This window comes from Pseudomonas crudilactis, from assembly GCF_013433315.1.
Classification (GTDB): Bacteria; Pseudomonadota; Gammaproteobacteria; order Pseudomonadales; family Pseudomonadaceae; genus Aquipseudomonas; species Aquipseudomonas crudilactis.
Genome location: NZ_WXVV01000022.1, coordinates 26,984 through 43,109, shown reverse-complemented (window position 1 = coordinate 43,109; position 16,126 = coordinate 26,984). Strand labels below are relative to the sequence as shown.

The window sequence follows — 16,126 nt, the reverse complement described above, 5'->3', positions numbered from 1 at the left end:
CCGAAACCAATGTGGGAGCGAGCTTGCTCGCGAAAGCGGTTCAACATTCAACATTTTCGTTGTCTGTTATAACGCCTTCGCGAGCAAGCTCGCTCCCACAGTGTTTTGCATTGTCAGCTGAATCGGCGTTCGATCAGAGACCGTAGCTCATCAGTCGATCATAACGACGCTTCAACAGCGCTTCATTATCGAACTTCTTCAGCATCGCCAGTTGCGAGCTCAGTTCGGCACGGATCGACGCCGCTGCGGTAGCCGGGTCACGGTGTGCGCCGCCCAGTGGCTCGCCGATGACTTTGTCGACAATGCCCAGGCCTTTCAGACGCTCGGCGGTAATGCCCATCGCCTCAGCAGCATCCGGCGCTTTTTCCGCGGTTTTCCACAGAATCGAAGCGCAACCTTCCGGCGAGATCACCGCGTAGGTCGAGTATTGCAACATGTTCAACTGATCGCAGACACCGATGGCCAGAGCACCGCCGGAACCACCTTCACCGATAACGGTGGCGATGATTGGAGTCTTCAGGCGCGACATCACGCGCAGGTTCCAGGCAATCGCTTCGCTCTGGTTGCGCTCTTCAGCGTCAATACCCGGGTAAGCACCCGGGGTGTCGATGAAGGTCAGGATCGGCATTTTGAAACGCTCGGCCATTTCCATCAGACGGCAAGCCTTACGGTAGCCTTCCGGACGCGGCATGCCGAAGTTGCGGCGCACCTTCTCGCGCACTTCACGGCCCTTCTGGTGACCGATGATCATCACCGGCTGATCGTCCAGGCGGGCGATACCGCCAACGATTGCTGCGTCGTCAGAGAAGTGACGGTCGCCGTGCAGTTCGTCGAACTCGGTGAAGATGTGCTCGATGTAGTCGAGGGTGTACGGGCGTTTCGGGTGACGCGCCAGGCGTGCGATCTGCCAGCTGGTCAGCTTGCCGAAGATGTCTTCGGTCAGCGTTTTGCTCTTGTCCTGCAGGCGGGAGATCTCATCGCCGATATTCAGCGAATTGTCATTACCGACCAAGCGCAACTCTTCGATCTTGGCTTGCAGGTCGGCGATCGGCTGTTCGAAATCTAGAAAATTCGGGTTCATAGGCGTCCGTCTTGGGTCGTGTCCCAAATGAGCTTGGGCCGGCCGGTTGTCTATTCGCGCCCTACCTTAAGGGAGAGGCGCGCTGAGGTCGAGATTAAAAATTCAGGTTGCGGGCAAGCGCAATGATGGCACTTGCCGGTCAACGGTATTGGAGGAAGACGTTGTCTCGCCCGAACTGGTCACGCAGAGCCTGAATCAAGGCATCCGCCGGATCAATTCGCCACGTCTCGCCGAACTGCAGCAAGGTCTTCGCATCCGGGCTGGTGTATTCCATGGTGATCGGGCACGCGCCGCGATGACGCTTGAGCAGATCACCCAACCAGCGTAGCTGATCACCTTTCAAATCCTGGGTTTGCAGTTTCAGGCGCAGGCTCTCGGCGAGGTTGGTGCGCGCATCTTCCATGCTCATCACGCGTTTGACCCGCAGGCGCAGGCCACCGGAGAAGTCGTCGTTGCTGACTTCGCCTTCGACCACCACCATCGCATCTGTCTGCAACAGCGATTGCGCAGAATGGAACGCATCGGCAAACAGCGACGCCTCGATCCGTCCGGAGCGGTCGTCGAGGGTAATGAAGCCCATCTTGTCGCCCTTCTTGTTCTTCATCACGCGCAGGGCAATGATCATCCCCGCCACGGTTTGGGTATCCCGGGCCGGTTTCAGGTCGATGATGCGCTGACGGGCGAAACGGCGAATCTCGCCTTCGTATTCGTCGATCGGGTGACCGGTCAGGTACAGGCCCAAGGTGTCTTTCTCACCTTTGAGGCGCTCCTTGAGGGTCAGCTCCTTGGCCTTGCGATGCACCGCATAAACGTCGGCGTCCTCCTCGACAAACAAACCGCCAAACAGGTCGGCGTGGCCGCTGTCGTGAGTGCGCGCCGTCTGCTCAGCGGACTTGATCGCCTCTTCCATTGCGGCCAGCAGCACCGCGCGGTTGCGGTCGATGTTGGCCTGATAAGCCTTTTGCTCTTCATGGAAGAACGGGCCGAGACGATCCAGTGCACCGCTGCGGATCAAACCGTCGAGGGTGCGCTTGTTGATGCGTTTGAGGTCGACGCGGGCGCAGAAATCGAACAGATCCTTGAACGGCCCGTCCGCGCGCGCCTCAGTAATCGCTTCAACAGGACCCTCGCCCACACCCTTGATCGCGCCGAGGCCATAAATGATGCGGCCTTCGTCGTTCACCGTGAACTTGAATTCCGAAGTATTCACATCCGGCGCGTCGAGACGCAGCTTCATGGTGCGAATTTCTTCGATCAAGGTCACGACCTTGTCGGTGTTGTGCATGTCCGCTGACAGTACCGCGGCCATGAACGGCGCCGGGTAGTGGGTTTTCAGCCAGGCGGTCTGGTACGACACCAGACCGTAAGCAGCCGAGTGAGACTTGTTGAAGCCGTAACCGGCGAATTTTTCCACCAGGTCGAAAATGTTACCGGCGAGGTCGGCGTCGATATTGTTGGTCTTGCAACCTTCAATGAAACCGCCGCGCTGTTTGGCCATCTCTTCGGGCTTTTTCTTACCCATCGCCCGACGCAGCATGTCCGCACCACCGAGGGTGTAACCGGCCATGACCTGGGCAATCTGCATCACCTGTTCCTGATACAGGATGATGCCGTAAGTCGGCGCCAGAACAGGCTTCAAACCTTCGTACTGGTAATCCGAGTGCGGATACGCCAGTTCGGCGCGACCGTGCTTACGGTTGATGAAGTCATCCACCATGCCGGACTGCAGCGGGCCCGGACGGAACAGGGCCACCAGTGCGATCAAGTCTTCGAGGCAGTCGGGCTTGAGCTTTTTGATCAGCTCTTTCATGCCGCGTGATTCAAGCTGGAACACCGCGGTGGTTTCAGCTTTTTGCAGCAGCGTGTACGTCGGTTTGTCGTCGAGCGGGATAAACGCGATGTCCAGCGGCGGCTCGTCGACCTTGGCGCGGTCGCGGTTGATGGTCTTCAGCGCCCAGTCGATCACCGTCAGCGTCCGCAGACCGAGGAAGTCGAACTTCACCAGACCGGCGGCTTCAACGTCGTCCTTGTCGAACTGGGTTACCAGACCGTCACCGGCCTCGTCGCAATAGATCGGCGAAAAGTCAGTCAGTTTGGTCGGCGCAATAACCACACCACCGGCGTGCTTACCAACGTTACGCACGACGCCTTCGAGCTTGCGCGCCATCTCCCAGATTTCTGCGGCTTCTTCATCGACCTTGATGAAGTCACGCAGAATTTCTTCCTGCTCGTAGGCTTTTTCCAGGGTCATGCCGACTTCGAACGGAATCATCTTCGACAGACGATCTGCCAAGCCGTAGGACTTGCCCTGCACCCGCGCCACGTCACGCACCACCGCTTTTGCGGCCATGGAACCGAACGTGATGATCTGGCTCACCGCGTTGCGGCCGTATTTTTCGGCCACGTAATCGATCACGCGGTCGCGACCGTCCATGCAGAAGTCGACGTCGAAGTCGGGCATCGAGACCCGTTCCGGGTTAAGGAAACGTTCGAACAGCAGGTCGTATTCCAGCGGGTCGAGGTCGGTGATCTTCTGCACGTAGGCCACCAGCGATCCGGCACCCGAACCACGGCCCGGGCCTACCGGTACGCCGTTGCTCTTGGCCCACTGGATAAAGTCCATCACGATCAGGAAGTAACCGGGGAAGCCCATCTGGATAATGATATCCAGCTCGAAATTCAAGCGGTCGACGTAGACCTGACGCTTGGCTTCGTAGTCTTCGGTGGTGTCTTTGGGCAGCAGTACCGACAAGCGTTCTTCGAGACCGTCGAAGGAGACTTTGCGGAAGTATTCGTCGATGGTCATGCCATCGGGAATCGGAAAGTTGGGCAAAAAGTGCGTGCCCAATTTGACTTCGATGTTGCAGCGCTTGGCAATCTCGACGGTGTTTTCAATGGCGTCGGGAATATCGCTGAACAGCTCGATCATTTCCTCGGCGCTTTTCAGGTATTGCTGATCGCTGTAATTCTTCGAGCGCCGCGGATCGTCGAGGGCGCGGCCCTCACCGATGCACACGCGGGTTTCGTGGGCGGCGAAATCTTCCTGCTTGATGAAGCGCACATCGTTGGTCGCCACCAGCGGCGCACCAAGCTTGTCGGCGAGAGCGACGGCGCCGTGCAGTTGTTCTTCATCGTTAGGGCGGTTGGTGCGCTGGATTTCCAGATAGAAGCGATCCGGGAACACCGCCATCCACTCACGCGCCAGCGCTTCGGCTTCGGCCGGGTTGCCGCCAATCATGGCCATGCCGATCTCGCCTTCTTTGGCGGCGGACAGCATGATCAGGCCTTCGTTGGCTTCAGCGACCCACTCACGCTCGACGATGATCATGCCGTTGCGCTGGCCTTCGATGAAGCCGCGCGAGATCAACTCGGTGAGATTGCGATAGCCCTTGGCATTCATCACCAACAGGCTGAGCCGGCTCAGGGGAGCGTCCGGATCTTTGTTCGACAGCCACAGGTCAGCGCCGCAGATCGGCTTGATGCCCGCGCCCATGGTGTTTTTGTAGAATTTGACCAGCGAGCACATGTTGTTCTGGTCGGTGACCGCGACCGCCGGCATGTTCATGCCGGTCAGCGCCTTGACCAATGGCTTGATCCGCACCAGCCCATCGACCAGGGAGTATTCAGTGTGCAGGCGTAGATGAACGAATGAAGCCGGCATAGTGATCCTGTCCAGTTACATAGAGACAACAAGGCCCGGATTGTACCGGGCCTCGAACAAAACATCAGCCTTGCGACTAAACCTGCGTCAGACCTTCCAGCGCTTCATAAGCCTGACGCACCGGGGCAAACGAGCGCCGGTGAATCGGCGTCGGGCCAAGACGCACCAAGGCTTCCAGATGAACGGGCGTCGGGTAGCCTTTATGGCCGCCGATGCCGTAACCCGGGTAGATCAATTCGAACGCAGCCATTTCACGGTCGCGACTGACTTTGGCAAGAATCGACGCAGCAGCAATCGCCGGCACCTTGCCGTCGCCCTGTACCACCGCTTCGGCGCGCATCGGCAATTGCGGGCAGCGATTGCCGTCGATCATCGCCAGTTTCGGCTGGATGTGCAGGCCGGCGACGGCGCGCTGCATGGCCAGCATGGTCGCGTGCAAGATGTTCAGCTCGTCGATTTCTTCGACTTCGGCGCGGGCGATGCACCAGCTCAGGGATTTCTCGATGATTTCGTCGTAGAGCTTTTCACGCTTGGCTTCAGTGAGTTTTTTCGAGTCGTTGAGGCCCAGGATCGGCCGATTCGGATCGAGGATCACCGCCGCCGTGACCACGGCACCGCACAACGGGCCACGACCGACTTCATCGACACCGGCGACCAGTTCTTCGACTTCGGCGACCAGCGTGAAATCCAGGCCCATCTGCATGCTTGTCTTGCTCATCGTGTCTGACCGATCAGGTTAAGGACGGCGTCCGCCGCCTGATTGGAGGCATCCAGCCGCAGCGTGCGGTGGATCTCGTCGAAGCCGCGGGTCTGCTCTTCGCCGCCTTCGATCAGCGGCGACAGGGTCTGCGCCAACGCTTCGACCGTCGCATCATCCTGCAACAACTCCGGGACCAGCAGACGCTGGGCCAGCAGATTCGGCAAGGACACGTACGGGCTCTTGACCATGTGTTTCAGAATCCAGAACGTCAGCGGTGCCAAACGGTACGCCACCACCATCGGCCGCTTGTACAACAGCGCTTCAAGGGTCGCGGTACCGGAGGCGATCAATACGGCGTTGCACGCGGCCAGAGCCAGATGGGATTTGCCGTCGAGCAAGGTCACCGGCAGATCGCGGCCGGCGAGCAACTCTTCAAGTTGCGCGCGGCGTTCCGGGTTTGCGCAAGGAATGACAAAACGCAAACCCGGGCGCATAGCACGCAGACGTTCGGCGGTATCGAGGAACAGCGCCCCCAGACGGGAGACTTCGCCGCCCCGGCTGCCGGGCATCAACGCCACCAGCGGGCCATCGGGCAAGCCCAGCTCGGCACGGGCCGCAGCACGATCGGCCTCCAATGGAATGGTATCGGCCAAGGTGTGACCGACGAACCGCACTGGCACGCCCTTCTCTTCGTAAAATTTTGCTTCGAACGGCAGCAGCGTCAGCATCAGATCGCAGCCTTCGCGGATCTTCAGTACACGCTTCTGCCGCCACGCCCAAACCGAAGGGCTGACGTAATGCACGGTTTTGATCCCGGCCTGACGCAGCTTGAGTTCGATATTGAGGTTGAAGTCCGGCGCGTCGATGCCGATGAACACGTCCGGCTTCTCGGCGATCAGCGTGGCCATCAGGTCCTTGCGGCGCTTGAGCAACTCACGCAGGCGCCCGAGCACTTCCACCAGGCCCATGACCGACAAACGCTCCATCGGAAAGTAGGAGGTCAGGCCTTCGGCCTGCATCAACGGGCCGCCGACGCCGATGAATTCGACCGCCGGATGCTGTGCCTTGAGGGCGCGCATGAGACCGGCGCCGAGAATGTCACCGGAAGCTTCACCCGCCACCAGCGCAATACGCAAATTGGCCATGATCAGCGAGTGATGCCGCGAGTCGACGACTGAATGGAGTCACGGAATATCGCAACTTCGGGGAACTGCGCAGCAGGCTCGGCCAGTTCGGCCAACGCCTGTTCGACCGTGAGACCTTGGCGATAGACAGTTTTGTAGGCGCGACGCAGGGTGTGGATCGCGTCTTCGCTGAAACCGCGACGGCGCATGCCTTCGAAGTTCATGCTGCGTGCTTCGGCCGGGTTGCCGAACACGGTGACGAACGCCGGAACGTCCTTGCCGATGGCAGTGCCCATGCCGGAAAAGCTGTGGGCGCCGATGTGGCAATACTGGTGCACCAGAGTAAACCCGGAGAGGATCGCCCAATCATCCACGTGCACATGGCCGGCCAACGCGGTGTTGTTGACCAGAATGCAGTGGTTGCCGATGACGCTGTCGTGACCGATGTGCGCGTAGGCCATGATCAGGTTGTGATCGCCAAGCGTGGTTTCCGAACGGTCCTGAACGGTGCCACGGTGAATCGTCACGCCTTCGCGGATGACGTTGTGATCACCGATCACCAGACGGGTTTCTTCACCCTTGTACTTCAGATCGGGCGTGTCTTCGCCTACCGAAGAAAACTGGTAGATACGATTGTGCTTGCCGATGCGGGTCGGACCTTTGAGGATCACATGCGGCCCGATCACGGTACCCTCGCCGATTTCCACACCTGCGCCGATGATCGACCACGGGCCGACCTCGACGCCGTCAGCCAGAACGGCCGACGGATCGATGATTGCGCGAGGGTCAATCAAACTCATAGCTTGCGTTCCGCACAGATGATTTCAGCGGAGCAGACTGGCTTGCCGTCGACCGAAGCCTGGCATTCGAATTTCCAGATCTGGCGCTTGCAACTGATGAACTTGGCTTCGAGGATCAACTGATCGCCCGGCAGCACAGGCTGGCGGAAGCGCAGCTTGTCGGAACCGACAAAGTAATACAGGGTGCCGTCGGCCGGTTTGACGTCGAGCATTTTGAAACCGAGGATCCCGGCAGCCTGAGCCATCGCTTCGATGATCAGTACGCCCGGCATGATTGGATGCGCAGGGAAGTGACCATTGAAGAACGGTTCATTGATGCTGACATTCTTGTAGGCGCGAATGCGCTTGCCTTCAGTGTCCAGTTCCACCACCCGGTCCACCAGCAGAAACGGGTAACGGTGAGGCAGGTATTCGCGAATCTCGTTGATGTCCATCATTTCGGGGGGAAGCCTATGTAAAGATTGGGAGCGCGACTGACGCGCACTCCTCTAGCAAATCAAGGAGGCAGTCTAGAGGCTGTGCACACTTGATATGGAAATGGTATCAGCCATCAGATGAAGCATTGCCGTCAGGGGTCACTTCCCCTACGCGCTTTTCCAGCTGTTTCAACCGCCGCGCGATGTCATCGAGCTGACGGATGCGGGCCGCGCTTTTGCGCCATTCGGCCGCCGGTTGCATGGCTGTGCCGGAAGAATAGGCACCCGGCTCGGTAATCGAGTGGGTCACCATGGTCATCCCGGTCAGGAAAACGTTGTCGCAAATATCAATGTGGCCAACCAGGCCAACACCACCGGCCAGCATGCAATGCTTGCCGATCTTGGTGCTGCCGGAGATCCCGACGCAGGCCGCCATAGCGGTGTGATCACCGACCTGTACGTTGTGGGCGATCTGAATCTGGTTGTCGAGCTTCACGCCATTGCCGATCACGGTATCAGCCAGAGCGCCGCGGTCGATGGCGGTATTCACGCCAATCTCGACATCGTCGCCGATGGTCACACCACCGATCTGGGCGATCTTCTGCCAGATGCCTTTTTCGTTGGCAAAGCCGAAGCCTTCACCGCCGAGCACTGCACCGGACTGAATTACCACACGCTTGCCGATGCGCACGTCGTGATACAGCGTCACACGTGGGGCGAGCCAGCCGCCTTCGCCGATTTCGCTGCGGGCACCGACGAAGCAATGCGCGCCCAGTGTCACTTGCGCACCGATCCGCGCACCGGCCTCGATCACCACGAATGGGCCGACGCTGGCGGTTGGATCAACCACTGCGTCTGCCGCAATGACCGCCGAAGGATGGATACCCGCAGTGGCTTTTGGCTTGGGATCGAACAAGTGTGAGATGCGTGCGTAAGCCAGGTAAGGATCAGGCACCACCAACGCATTACCGGCAAAACCTTCGGCATCGGCTTCTTTGAGCAGCAATGCTGCTGCCTGCGAGCCCGCCAGGTATTTGCGATATTGAGGGTTTGCCAGAAAGCTCAACTGAGCTGGGCCAGCCTCTTGCAAAGTGGCTAGCCCAGTAATTTGCTTCTCAGGGTCGCCACGCAGGGTGGCGCCGAGGAACTCGGCCAACTGGCCGAGCTTGATAGTCACGGTCATGGGTTACTTCAGCTGATTCATGCGCTCGATAACCTGGCGCGTGATGTCGTACTGAGGTTTGACATCGATGACTGCGCCACGCTCGAACACCAGGTCAAAACCACCTTTCTTGATGACTTCTTCCACTGCGCTATCCAGTTTCGGCTTCAGTTGCTTGAGCATTTCGCGGTCGGCAACGGCTTTGGCTTCGTTCAGCTCCTTGGACTGGAACTGGAAGTCACGGGCCTTTTGCTTGAATTCCAGCTCCAGACGCTCACGCTCACCTTGCTGCATTTTGTCGCCACCGGCCATCAGACGGTCCTGAATGCCTTTGGCGCTGCTTTCCAGCGTCTTCAGTTTGGTCAGTTGAGGACCGAACTTCTTCTCGGCATCCACGGCGTATTTCTTCGCGGCGTCGGATTCCAGCAGGGCCATCTGATAGTTCAGAACGGCAATTTTCATGTCGGCAAATGCCGGGCCTGCCACCATCAAGGAGGCCAGGAGAACCAATTGAGTCAACTTACGCACGATGCACTCCTACAAAATCCATTGTCGTTATCTTGGGTCAGACGCTTAGAACGTCTGGCCGAGGGAGAATTGGAACACTTGAGTTTCAGCCTCATCGGGCTTCTTGATCGGCATGGCCAACGCGAAGCTCAGAGGACCCAGTGCGGTGACCCAGGTCACACCCACACCGACGGAACTGGCCATGTTGCTCAGGCTGATGTCGTTGCACTTGGTGTTCGACGACGAGCCATTCGCATTGGTAGTGTCCTTGCACTGCGAGTCAAATACGTTACCCACATCCCAGAATACCGAAGTACGCAGGGAACGCTGATCCTTGACGAACGGCAGCGGGAACAGAACCTCGACACCACCCTGGATCAGGACGTTACCACCGAACGGCAGTGGATCCTGGTCCGGGTCAGCCAGCGTACCCGGGTTGTTACCACGGCTCGGCGTACTGCGCGGGCCGAGGGTGCTGTCCTTGAAGCCACGAACCGAGTTGAAACCACCAGCATAGTAGTTTTCATAGAACGGCAAGCCGTCGGTTCCACCGTAGCCGTCGCCATAACCCAACTCGGTGTGCAGACGCAGGGTGTAGTTCTCGCTGATTGGCTGGAACAGCTGACCGCGGTAATCAAGTTTGTAGAACGACAGGTCGCTGCCCGGCACTGTGGTTTCCAGCGTCAGACTCTGGGAACGACCACGGGTAGGCAGTACGCCTTTGTTCAGGGTCGACTCGGACCAGCCGGCCGAAGCCTTGAAGTTCAGGTACTTGTCGCCTTCCTTGTTAACGAAGTCGAAAATCTCGTCAACGGTATAGGTACCGGTCTTGATCTCGTCCTGTTGAACCGACAGACCAAACGTCAGACGCGAAGTCTCGCTGATCGGGTAGCCAACGTTTACGCCGGCACCCAGGCTGTCTACCGCATAGCTTGCTACGTCGACGTCGAGGTCTTTGTAGTCAGTGGTGCGATAGAACGCGTTGTAACCCAGGCTCACGCCATCGGCGGTCCAGTACGGGTCAACGTAGCCGAAGTTGTAGCGGCTCTGGTATTCGCTGCGGGTCAGGCCGATGCTGACGCGGTTACCGGTACCGAGGAAGTTGTTCTGGGTGATCGAACCACCGAGGATCAGACCGGCGCTCTGGGCGAAACCGACACTGGCGGTAATCGAACCGGAAGCCTGCTCTTCAACGCTATAGTTCACATCTACCTGGTCATCGACACCCGGAACAGCCGGGGTTTCAACGTTGACCTCTTTAAAGAAGCCGAGACGCTCAAGACGGGTCTTGGATTGGTCGATCAGGTAAGTCGAAGCCCAGCCGCCTTCCATCTGACGCATTTCACGACGCAGCACTTCGTCTTCGGACTTGGTGTTGCCACGGAAGTTGATGCGGTTGACGTAGGCACGCTTGCCCGGATCAACGGCAAACAGGATGTCGACAGTGTGATCTTCATCGTGCGGCTGAGGCACGCCGTTGACGTTGGCGAAGGTGTAACCCTCGTTACCCAGACGACGGGTGATCAGCTCGGACGTGGTGGTCATCAGTTTGCGCGAGAACACTTGGCCCTTCTGCACCAGCAGCAAGGACTTGACCTGATCTTCAGGGACTTTCAGATCACCGCTGAGCTTGACGTCACGTACGGTGTACTTCTCGCCTTCGGTGACGTTGACAGTGATGTAGACGTGTTTCTTGTCCGGAGTGATCGACACCTGAGTCGAAGCGATATCCATGTTGATATAGCCACGATCCAGGTAGTAGGAACGCAGACGCTCCAGGTCACCGGACAGTTTTTCACGGGCGTACTTGTCATCGTTCTTGAAGAACGACAGCCAGTTGGTGGTCTTCAGTTCGAACAGGTCGGTCAGGTCTTCCTCAGGGAAAACCGTGTTGCCCACCACGTTGATGTGCTGAATCGCCGCAACGGTACCTTCGTTGATCTTCACTTTCAGGCCGACGCGGTTACGCGGTTGCGATACCACTTCGGTATCGACCGTAGCCGAGTAGCGACCTTGCGCGACGTACTGACGTTGCAGTTCGTTACGCACGCCTTCAAGGGTGGCGCGCTGGAAGATCTCGCCTTCGGCCAGACCGGATTGCTTGAGACCTTTCATCAGGTCTTCAGTCGAGATCGCCTTGTTGCCTTCGATTTCGATACTGGCGACCGACGGACGCTCGACGACCGTGATGACCAGAACGTTGCCTTCGCGGCCCAGCTGGATATCTTGAAAGAAACCGGTTTTGAACAACGCACGAGTGGATTCCACCAGGCGACGATCATCCGCCTGCTCACCGACGTTCAACGGCAAGGCACCAAAGACGCTACCCGCGGAGACCCGCTGGAGGCCATTGACGCGAATATCAGAGATAGTGAAGGACTCGGCGTGAACTTCGGCGATCATCAATACGGTGAGAACCGCAGTTAGCAGCAGACGTTTCATGAAGTCCTTTCTTATTCCAACTGGCAATAAACAAACTGCCGCAAAATGCGGCAGATTCGCAATTCAGCGAAGCGTTACAGTCGACCCAGATCGTTGACCAGAGCAAGCAACATCACCCCGACCACCAAACTGATACCGATCTGTATCCCCCAACCTTGCACCCGATCCGACAAGGGACGACCACGCGCCCACTCGATCAGATAAAACAACAAATGCCCCCCATCCAGTACAGGAATGGGCAGCAAATTCAGAACCCCCAGGCTAATACTCAGATAAGCAAGGAAATTCAGGAAATCAGCGACGCCCGACTGGGCAGAAGCGCCCGCCACTTTAGCAATGGTTATCGGTCCACTCAAGTTTTTTACCGAGAGCTCGCCGAACAGCATTTTCTTCAGTGAATCGAGCGTCAGAATGCTCATGGTCCAAGTGCGTCGGGCACCCTCGCCAATCGCGGCCAACGGCCCATAACTGACCTCACGGATCATTTCCGGTGGCCAGTCGACAGCTTTCACGCCTGCGCCCAGATATCCGCTTGGCGATTTGCTTTCACCGCGCGCTGCCAGCGTCACAGGGACGTCGATTTGAGCACTGTCACGCTCGATGCGCAGCATGATTTTGGTATCAGGACGCGTACGAACAGTATCGACCACTTGCTGCCAGTCATTCAGCGCCTGACCATCGAGGGCCAGCAGGCGATCACCGGTTTTCAGACCGGCAGCCTGGGCCGGGCCTTTCGGATCAAGCTCGGCAAGCACCGGCGGCAGGGCCGGACGCCATGGACGAATCCCCAGAGAACGGATCGGATCCGGCTCATCAGCACCTTTGAGCCAGTTATCCAGCAGCAACTCACGCGGTGTATCTGCGCTGGAGCCTTGCTCACGTACCAGCAACTGCAGAGAACCGCTTTCGCCCAGGCGCCGCACCAGTTGCAAATTGACAGCTGCCCAACCAGAGGTCAGCTCACCATCGATAGCGACGATTTCCTGACCCGCATTCAAACCGGCCTTAGCAGCGATGCTGCCGGACTCGACAGCACCAATGACCGGGCGCACCTGCTCGCTGCCGAGCATGGCCAACACCCAGAAAAACACCAGCGCCAACAGAAAGTTGGCGATCGGACCTGCCGCGACAATGGCGATACGCTGACGAACGGATTTGCGATTGAAAGACTGATCCAACTGATCGGCCGGCACTTCGCCCTCACGCTCATCGAGCATCTTGACGTAGCCACCCAGCGGAATCGCGGCCACTACAAACTCGGTGCCCTGCTTGTCGTGCCAGCGCAACAACGGCATGCCAAAGCCTACGGAAAAGCGCAGAACCTTGACGCCACAGCGACGCGCGACCCAGAAGTGGCCGAATTCGTGAAAGGTGACCAGCACACCCAAGGCGATCAGGGTGCCGGCAATCATATAGAGCGCGCTCATCTACTTTCTCCGCAATCCCGTTCAGTGCCGCGTGAAGCCATTGTGTTGCAAAACTATCGACGGTGACGACTCAACCATTGTTCAGCCAAAACTCGTGCCTTGGCGTCGGCGGTGAACACCGCATCGAGATCATCCAGCGCGACCACCGGTTCGAGGTTCAAAACCTCCTCGATGATACTCGCGATTTCCAGGTAGCGAACCCGTCCGTCGAGAAACGCTGCCACAGCCACTTCGTTGGCCGCATTGAGCATTGCCGGCGCACTATCGCCCGCTTCGGCCGCTTGACGGGCCAAACGCAGGCACGGGAAACGCTCCTCATCCGGCGCTTCGAAGTCCAGACGCGCAATGGCGAACAGATCCAGCGGCGCCACGCCCGAGTCGATGCGCTCAGGCCAGGCCAGCGCATTGGCAATCGGCGTGCGCATATCAGGATTGCCCAATTGCGCCAGCACCGAACCGTCGACGTAGTCGACCAGCGAATGGATCACGCTTTGCGGATGGATCACCACCTCGACCTGCGAAGGCTTGGCATCGAACAACCAGCAGGCTTCGATCAACTCGAGCCCCTTGTTCATCATACTGGCCGAATCCACAGAAATTTTGCGCCCCATGGACCAGTTCGGGTGTGCACACGCCTGGTCAGGTGAAACATGCGCCAATTCAGTCATCGGTGTCTGCCGGAAAGGGCCACCGGAGGCTGTAAGCAAAATCCGCCGTACACCCACCGAGCTCAAGCCCCGGGCGAAGTCCTGCGGCATGCACTGGAAAATCGCGTTGTGCTCGCTGTCGATCGGCAGCAACACCGAACCACTTTTACGCACCGCCTGCATGAACAAGGCGCCGGACATCACCAGCGCCTCTTTATTGGCCAGGAGAATCTTTTTGCCTGCCTCGACGGCTGCCAAGGTCGGCCGCAGCCCTGCTGCACCAACGATAGCCGCCATCACCGCGTCGACTTCCGGAGCGGAGGCAACCTGACACAACCCCTCCTCCCCTACCAGAACGCGGGTTGGCAAACCGGCCGCGCGCAAATCGTCCTGCAAGCCGCGCGCCGCAGCAACTTCCGGCACCACGGCAAATTGCGGCACATGGCGTACGCACAGGGCCAGCAGTTCACTCAGGCGAGTGAAGCCGCTCAAGGCGAAAACCTGATATCGCTCCGGGTGACGAGCAATGACATCAAGGGTGCTCAGACCGATCGAGCCGGTCGCCCCGAGGACAGTAATCTGCTGTGGACGACTCACGGTGCGGCCATCCACAACAACACTGCAAATACTGGAATCGCCGCGGTGAGGCTGTCGATACGATCAAGCACGCCGCCGTGACCTGGCAGCAGATTGCTGCTGTCCTTGATGCCGGACTGACGTTTGAACATGCTTTCAGTGAGGTCGCCGACAACCGAAATGAACACGATCAGCGCCGCACCAATCAAGCCTTTGAGCAACTCGGCAACGGTCCAGTCGCGTACCAGCCCGACGATTGCAGTAATCACCAGACTCAACGCCAGACCGCCGTAAACACCTTCCCAGCTCTTGCCCGGGCTGACCTGCGGCGCGAGCTTGCGCTTGCCGAAAGCACGGCCAGAGAAGTAGGCACCGATATCAGCACCCCAAACCAGTACCATGACGGCCATGATCAACCAGTTACCCAGCGGGTATTGCTTGATCTGTACCAGACCTTGCCACGCCGGCAACAGGATCAACAGACCGATCACCAGTTTGGTCGCAGCACTCGACCAGTGCTCGCTCGAGCGCGGATAGGTCAGCACCAGATACGTCGCCACCGCCCACCACAACACCGAAGCGCCCAACACCCACGGCGCCAGGCCGGGCAGGATGTACATGACGAACAGCATCAGGGCGACCACGGCAGCATAACCGACCCGGAAAGTCTGACCGGTGAAGCCGGCAAGCCGCGCCCACTCCCACGCACCCAGGCTGACCACCAGCCCGATGAACAGCGCAAAACCGGAACCTTCGAGCAGGAAAAACCCGCACAAGGCGATCGGCAGCAGGATCAGCGCAGTGATGATTCGTTGTTTAAGCATTAAACCCGGGCTCCAGCTTCAACCTGTTCGCTCGTTTTACCGAAGCGACGTTGGCGCGAAGCGAAATCGGCCAGCGCATTGCGCATGGCATCGTGTTTGAAGTCCGGCCAGAACAGGTCGGAGAAGTACAGCTCGGCGTAAGCCAGCTGCCACAGCAGAAAGTTGCTGATGCGGTGTTCGCCACCCGTGCGGATGCACAGGTCCGGCAACGGCAGATCACCGGTTGCCAGACAGGTTTGCAACAGATCCGGAGTGATGTCTTCCGGGCGCAGGTGCCCGGCCTGGACTTCACGCGCCAGACGCTGGGCCGCCTGTGCAATATCCCACTGACCGCCATAATTGGCGGCGATCTGCAGGATGAAACGGTTGGCACCCGCCGTCATCGCTTCAGCTTCACGCATTGCTGCCTGAAGCTCGGGATGGAAGCGCGAGCGATCACCAATGATGCGCAGGCTGATGTTGTTGTCGTTGAGGCGCTTGGCTTCGCGACGCAGTGCCTTGAAGAACAGGTCCATCAAGGCACTGACCTCATCGGCCGGGCGCTGCCAGTTCTCACTGGAAAACGCGAACAGGGTGAGCACTTCGACCTTGGCCTCAGCGCACACCTCAATCACCGCCCGCACAGCATCCACACCCGCTTTATGCCCGGCGACACCTGGCATAAAGCGTTTTTTTGCCCAGCGATTGTTGCCATCCATGATGATCGCGACATGGCGCGGCACCGCGGACGGCGCAGTCTGCTTGGTCTTGTCCATTAAA

Annotated in this window: 13 protein-coding genes; all 13 read right to left on the bottom strand. The window is 58.6% G+C overall.

Annotated elements, in window-relative coordinates; genetic code table 11:
* Positions 1-133: 133 nt before the first annotated feature.
* The gene (locus GTU76_RS22250; RefSeq protein WP_016985086.1) at positions 134-1,081 is read right to left on the bottom strand and encodes an acetyl-CoA carboxylase carboxyltransferase subunit alpha; all 948 of its coding nucleotides are present in this window, start codon (positions 1,079-1,081) and stop codon (positions 134-136) included.
* Positions 1,082-1,220: 139 nt separating this feature from the next.
* Complete coding sequence (dnaE, locus tag GTU76_RS22245; protein ID WP_175555220.1) at positions 1,221-4,742, bottom strand: DNA polymerase III subunit alpha; 3,522 nt, start codon at positions 4,740-4,742, stop codon at positions 1,221-1,223.
* A 76-nt stretch (positions 4,743-4,818) separates the two neighbouring features.
* The gene (gene rnhB, locus GTU76_RS22240) at positions 4,819-5,445 is read right to left on the bottom strand and encodes a ribonuclease HII (RefSeq protein WP_007908845.1); all 627 of its coding nucleotides are present in this window, start codon (positions 5,443-5,445) and stop codon (positions 4,819-4,821) included.
* Between the two features lie 11 nt (positions 5,446-5,456).
* Positions 5,457-6,587 (bottom strand): lipid-A-disaccharide synthase, encoded by a 1,131-nt coding sequence (gene lpxB / locus GTU76_RS22235; RefSeq protein ID WP_180699599.1) that lies wholly within the window; start codon positions 6,585-6,587, stop codon positions 5,457-5,459.
* Positions 6,588-6,589: 2 nt separating this feature from the next.
* Positions 6,590-7,366 (bottom strand): acyl-ACP--UDP-N-acetylglucosamine O-acyltransferase, encoded by a 777-nt coding sequence (lpxA, locus tag GTU76_RS22230; protein ID WP_007908847.1) that lies wholly within the window; start codon positions 7,364-7,366, stop codon positions 6,590-6,592.
* On the bottom strand, positions 7,363-7,803 hold the full coding sequence (fabZ, locus tag GTU76_RS22225) for a 3-hydroxyacyl-ACP dehydratase FabZ (protein ID WP_003222142.1): 441 nt from the start codon (positions 7,801-7,803) through the stop codon (positions 7,363-7,365). The genes lpxA and fabZ overlap by 4 nt, the downstream gene beginning before the upstream one ends.
* A 106-nt stretch (positions 7,804-7,909) precedes the next feature.
* Positions 7,910-8,965 (bottom strand): UDP-3-O-(3-hydroxymyristoyl)glucosamine N-acyltransferase, encoded by a 1,056-nt coding sequence (gene lpxD / locus GTU76_RS22220; RefSeq protein ID WP_016985090.1) that lies wholly within the window; start codon positions 8,963-8,965, stop codon positions 7,910-7,912.
* Positions 8,966-8,968: 3 nt separating this feature from the next.
* Positions 8,969-9,472 (bottom strand): OmpH/Skp family outer membrane protein, encoded by a 504-nt coding sequence (locus tag GTU76_RS22215; RefSeq protein WP_007908849.1) that lies wholly within the window; start codon positions 9,470-9,472, stop codon positions 8,969-8,971.
* A gap of 45 nt (positions 9,473-9,517) precedes the next feature.
* On the bottom strand, positions 9,518-11,893 hold the full coding sequence (gene bamA, locus GTU76_RS22210; RefSeq protein WP_016985091.1) for an outer membrane protein assembly factor BamA: 2,376 nt from the start codon (positions 11,891-11,893) through the stop codon (positions 9,518-9,520).
* Between the two features lie 74 nt (positions 11,894-11,967).
* Entirely contained in the window at positions 11,968-13,320 is a 1,353-nt protein-coding gene (gene rseP, locus GTU76_RS22205; RefSeq protein WP_175555222.1) for a sigma E protease regulator RseP, read from the bottom strand.
* A 53-nt stretch (positions 13,321-13,373) separates the two neighbouring features.
* Positions 13,374-14,564: a 1-deoxy-D-xylulose-5-phosphate reductoisomerase gene (gene ispC, locus GTU76_RS22200; protein ID WP_026000607.1), complete on the bottom strand. Its 1,191-nt coding sequence runs from the start codon at positions 14,562-14,564 to the stop codon at positions 13,374-13,376.
* Entirely contained in the window at positions 14,561-15,367 is an 807-nt protein-coding gene (locus GTU76_RS22195) for a phosphatidate cytidylyltransferase (protein WP_016985094.1), read from the bottom strand. The genes ispC and GTU76_RS22195 overlap by 4 nt, the downstream gene beginning before the upstream one ends.
* Entirely contained in the window at positions 15,367-16,122 is a 756-nt protein-coding gene (gene uppS, locus GTU76_RS22190; RefSeq protein ID WP_007908854.1) for a polyprenyl diphosphate synthase, read from the bottom strand. Before uppS ends, GTU76_RS22195 begins: the two co-directional genes overlap by 1 nt.
* Positions 16,123-16,126: the final 4 nt, after the last annotated feature.

Bases quoted from the DNA above. Each gene is read 5' to 3' on its own strand.
- GTU76_RS22195 (WP_016985094.1), bottom strand. From the start codon at position 15,367: ATGCTTAAACAACGAATCATCACTGCGCTGATCCTGCTGCCGATCGCC.
- fabZ (WP_003222142.1), bottom strand. From the start codon at position 7,803: ATGATGGACATCAACGAGATTCGCGAATACCTGCCTCACCGTTACCCG.
- lpxD (WP_016985090.1), bottom strand. From the start codon at position 8,965: ATGACCGTGACTATCAAGCTCGGCCAGTTGGCCGAGTTCCTCGGCGCC.
- rnhB (WP_007908845.1), bottom strand. From the start codon at position 5,445: ATGCAGATGGGCCTGGATTTCACGCTGGTCGCCGAAGTCGAAGAACTG.
- uppS (WP_007908854.1), bottom strand. From the start codon at position 16,122: ATGGACAAGACCAAGCAGACTGCGCCGTCCGCGGTGCCGCGCCATGTC.
- dnaE (WP_175555220.1), bottom strand. From the start codon at position 4,742: ATGCCGGCTTCATTCGTTCATCTACGCCTGCACACTGAATACTCCCTG.
- lpxB (WP_180699599.1), bottom strand. From the start codon at position 6,587: ATGGCCAATTTGCGTATTGCGCTGGTGGCGGGTGAAGCTTCCGGTGAC.
- GTU76_RS22250 (WP_016985086.1), bottom strand. From the start codon at position 1,081: ATGAACCCGAATTTTCTAGATTTCGAACAGCCGATCGCCGACCTGCAA.
- bamA (WP_016985091.1), bottom strand. From the start codon at position 11,893: ATGAAACGTCTGCTGCTAACTGCGGTTCTCACCGTATTGATGATCGCC.
- rseP (WP_175555222.1), bottom strand. From the start codon at position 13,320: ATGAGCGCGCTCTATATGATTGCCGGCACCCTGATCGCCTTGGGTGTG.
- lpxA (WP_007908847.1), bottom strand. From the start codon at position 7,366: ATGAGTTTGATTGACCCTCGCGCAATCATCGATCCGTCGGCCGTTCTG.